The organism is Streptomyces sp. NPDC001868, assembly GCF_040297125.1.
Taxonomy (GTDB): domain Bacteria; phylum Actinomycetota; class Actinomycetes; order Streptomycetales; family Streptomycetaceae; genus Streptomyces.
The window spans coordinates 1-3,179 of sequence record NZ_JBEOYO010000127.1 but is presented as its reverse complement, the minus strand read 5'-3'; the positions used below and the strand labels follow the sequence as shown (position 1 = coordinate 3,179).

The window sequence follows — 3,179 nt, the reverse complement described above, 5'->3', positions numbered from 1 at the left end:
CGTCGCCGCGTCCAGCAAGAACTACCGGTACTCGACGAACCTGCAGGTCGTCATCGACGCCAATAGCCGCTTGGTCGTGGCGGTCGGCCTCCCGCTGCCCGGCAGGCGCAACGACTGCCGGGCATTCACGGAGTCCGGTGTCGACAGGACCTGCCGCGGCGCCCCAACCATCGCTGACGGCGGCTATCAGGGAACCGGGCTCCTCATCCCACACCGCAAACGGCGCGGCCAGACGCACCTCAGCCAGCAGCAGGAGGCGGAGAACACCGTCCATCGCCGAGCCCGGGCCCGGGTGGAACACGCGCTCTCCCGGCTGAAGAACTGGAAGATCCTCCGTGACTGCCGACTCAAGGGCAACGGCGTTCACCAGGCCATGCTCGGCATCGCCCGCTTGCACAACCTCGCATTGGCCGGTTGAGCGGTACTGGCGACGCCCCTGTGCTCAGCTCAGCGTCAAGTGCACCAGGTCGATCTCCTCGTCACGAGCCCGGGCGAAGCACCGGCTCTTCCCCGTGACGATGAAGCCGCACTTCTCCAGCACACGGATGGAGCCGGCGTTGTCAGCGGCGGCGTCGGCGTGGAGCGGCCGGACGGGCTCCAGCTCGATCATTTCGGCAAGGACGGTGGTAGCTATGCCCTGACCCCAATGAGCTCGCCCAATGACATACGTGACCTCACGCTCCTGGGGCGGACCGAAAACAGCGGCATGCCCTGCTACAACGCCGTCAGCAAGAACGGTTCGCAAGATCACGGACGGGTCCGAGCGCACCTTTGCCCAGTGCTGGTCGAAGTGGCCACGGTCGTAGTGATACTTCCTGGTCACAGCTGCCATCCGCTGCAACTCGGAATCCGTCAACTGCTGCCAGAAGATCGGCAGGTCGCTGTCCTCAAGCTGGCGCAGAGATATGTCCATAGGCGCAGTCTCAGCCTCCACAAGATCGATACCCGGATGGCTGGTTCAGCCTAGACCCAGCTTGCAGTTACGGGACAACCTTTAGACGGGGAACAGGCCAGCTCACTTCTATGCATGGCGCGCGCGGCCTCCGTTGATGTGATCGATCTGTTCGAGGAGAACGGCATTCAACTGTGCACGCGCGGCCCTGACCCGCTCCAGGGCTTCCAGAAGCTCGCGACGTACCGGGACTTCTTGCCGGGCAGGGCTCCGGAGGACTTCGGCACGCACTTCGCGGGTCGCCTCTCGCAACCGGCCTAGGAGCTGGGACAGGGCGGCGGAGGCCGAACCGTTGACATGGGCCGCTTCCGGACGGCCGGGGGGAGCCTGGATCAAAGGGATGCCGTGAGGTGGCGTGTCCTGCGATTCGAGCCAAAGCCCACTGTGAGCGAGAGCGTGCCCGGCCTCGGTGGCCTCTGCGCGGGGCGTGTCCGGAATGCGGCAGGGCCCGCCGGTCGGCGGGCGGGCCCTACACACACGCGGTCTGCGTCAGTCGTCGTAGCCGGGCGACCCGCCCAGCTCCCAGGTCTTGTCGCCGTCACCGTCGTTGTTGATGTTGTAGATGATCTTTCCGTCGGCGGTCCACTTGCCTCCGCCGCTGTTCGTCGAGTCCGTGTTCAGGTCGCATTCGCCCGAGATGATGGTGGGTATGTCGCTGGGCTTGAAGGAATCCGCCTCGATCCAGTTGATGCCGCTCCTGAACTCGCAGCTCTCGTACCTCATGAGGGCGTCGCTGCGCTCCAGCCTGAGACCCAGCAGGAACTTGTCCATCTCGCCGACGACGTAGTTGCCCCCGCCGCTCCAGCTCCCCATCGCGTACGCGTGGTACTTGCCGGTGCTGCTGTTCAGCGACACGCACAACTTGATCTTGAAAGTGACGTTGGAACCCGGGGTGTCGAACGTCTTGCTCTGGTAGTCGCTGTTGCACTTGTCCGGAACGGCCGCCACCGCCGGAGCCACCCCGAACGTCGTCGCGCAGGCCAGCGCGACCCCGCCGGTCAGCGCCGTGGCGCCTGCCCTCTTCAGCCAAGCCATGAGTTCCTCCTGGTTGTGGTGTTCGCTGTCGTGCCGGTCCGTCCCGTTCACCGGCTGGCCCGCCAAGAGTTGCGGAGCCGGCTTCCGGCGACCTTGCGGGAACTTGGAATCAGGAGGCCCGCGGCCTGAGGGCCCCTCGTGCCCCCGCACAGTGCCTCCCCATGCCCCATGGGGCATGGCCTATGCCATACGAGAACTTCGCCGCTGCGTTCTCCGCGGCCACCACCCGCGCGCCGCGGGGGTTGAGATGCCCGGTGAACCGTTTGATCGTGCCGCCCTTGCCGGCGGCGTCCCTGTCCTCGAACACGACGACGAGCCGACGCCCGGTCTCCTTGATCCAGCCCCGCAGCTTCAGCAGCTCAATCTGCTGGAGGCGCTTGTGCAGGTCGTACTCCCCGCGCTCCATGCGCTGGTCACGGTTAGTCCTCCCGCCAGGCGTCCACAGGAGTACCGTCCGGCCGGATCAGGACCGGGTCGTCGGCGTCGGCGTAGTCGGCCCGCATCCCCGACAGCGGTTCGGTCATGTCGGCCTCCTCGTTCAGAGACCTTGATCGAAGCAAGCGGGTTCGAACGGCGGGCGAAGGGCGGGTGTTCAGCCGCGGCTAGTCCTTGTCCGACCACCAGCGGGCGCCGGCCTTCGACTTCACGTCGCCGATGTCCGCGCACCAGGTGACGCGCTTGCCGGTGTCCGAGGCGCCCGTGGTGGTGCGCGCGCAGGCGCGGATCACGCGGTCCTTGACGGTACCGCCGGAGTGTTTGTACCACTTGGAGTAGATCTTCTGGCCCTTCTTCGTGGCCTTGACGTTGCCGCAGGCGCCCTTCCAGTTGTTGCCCTCGTCGTGGCTGATGTCGACCCACACCTCGTCGCCCTTGCGCACCTTTCCGCTGAGCATTGCCGCGGAGTTGTCGGTGATCTTCCCTGTCGAGAGGATCAGTTCGCGGCCGTACTTCTTGGTTTTGCCGTCGTTGTACCTGTCGTCGCCCTTGCCCTTGTGGCTGCGGATCGTGGGCTTGTCCAGCTGGTTGTAGTCGCACTTGCCGCCCTGCGCCATCGTGCCGATCTCGGTGGCCGCGGCCGTTCCGCCGGCCAGTGTGGCGGTGAGCATGGTGGCCATGGCCGTGACCGTCAGTGTGCGTCGGACTCGTGACATGTGGTTCGTCCCCGTTCTCTGTCTCGTTCTGTTTCTCGTTC

Annotated in this window: 5 protein-coding genes and 1 pseudogene; 2 read left to right on the top strand and 4 right to left on the bottom strand. The window is 65.8% G+C overall.

The genetic code is table 11. The features are described 5' to 3' along the window. On the top strand, window positions 1–418 hold a 418-nt coding region (locus ABT147_RS47035; protein WP_351418689.1), incomplete at its 5' end, for a transposase. A gap of 24 nt (window positions 419–442) precedes the next feature. Here the strand turns inward: ABT147_RS47035 and ABT147_RS47030 are convergent. After that, window positions 443–913, bottom strand: a complete 471-nt coding sequence (locus ABT147_RS47030; protein WP_351418687.1) for a GNAT family N-acetyltransferase — start codon at window positions 911–913, stop codon at window positions 443–445. Window positions 914–1,027: 114 nt separating this feature from the next. Here ABT147_RS47030 and ABT147_RS47025 point away from each other — a divergent pair, with 114 nt between their 5' ends. Then, entirely contained in the window at window positions 1,028–1,213 is a 186-nt protein-coding gene (locus tag ABT147_RS47025) for a hypothetical protein (RefSeq protein WP_351418685.1), read from the top strand. Window positions 1,214–1,441: 228 nt separating this feature from the next. Here ABT147_RS47025 and ABT147_RS47020 read toward each other — a convergent pair whose 3' ends face one another. The 3 genes and pseudogenes from ABT147_RS47020 to ABT147_RS47010 form a co-directional block, all read right to left on the bottom strand. Beyond that, complete coding sequence (locus ABT147_RS47020; protein ID WP_230224198.1) at window positions 1,442–1,987, bottom strand: hypothetical protein; 546 nt, start codon at window positions 1,985–1,987, stop codon at window positions 1,442–1,444. Between the two features lie 211 nt (window positions 1,988–2,198). Next, window positions 2,199–2,511, bottom strand: a pseudogene (locus ABT147_RS47015) (polyphosphate kinase 2); the annotation flags it as partial. Window positions 2,512–2,589: 78 nt separating this feature from the next. Further along, entirely contained in the window at window positions 2,590–3,102 is a 513-nt protein-coding gene (locus tag ABT147_RS47010) for a hypothetical protein (RefSeq protein WP_351418682.1), read from the bottom strand. Window positions 3,103–3,179 lie beyond the last annotated feature (77 nt).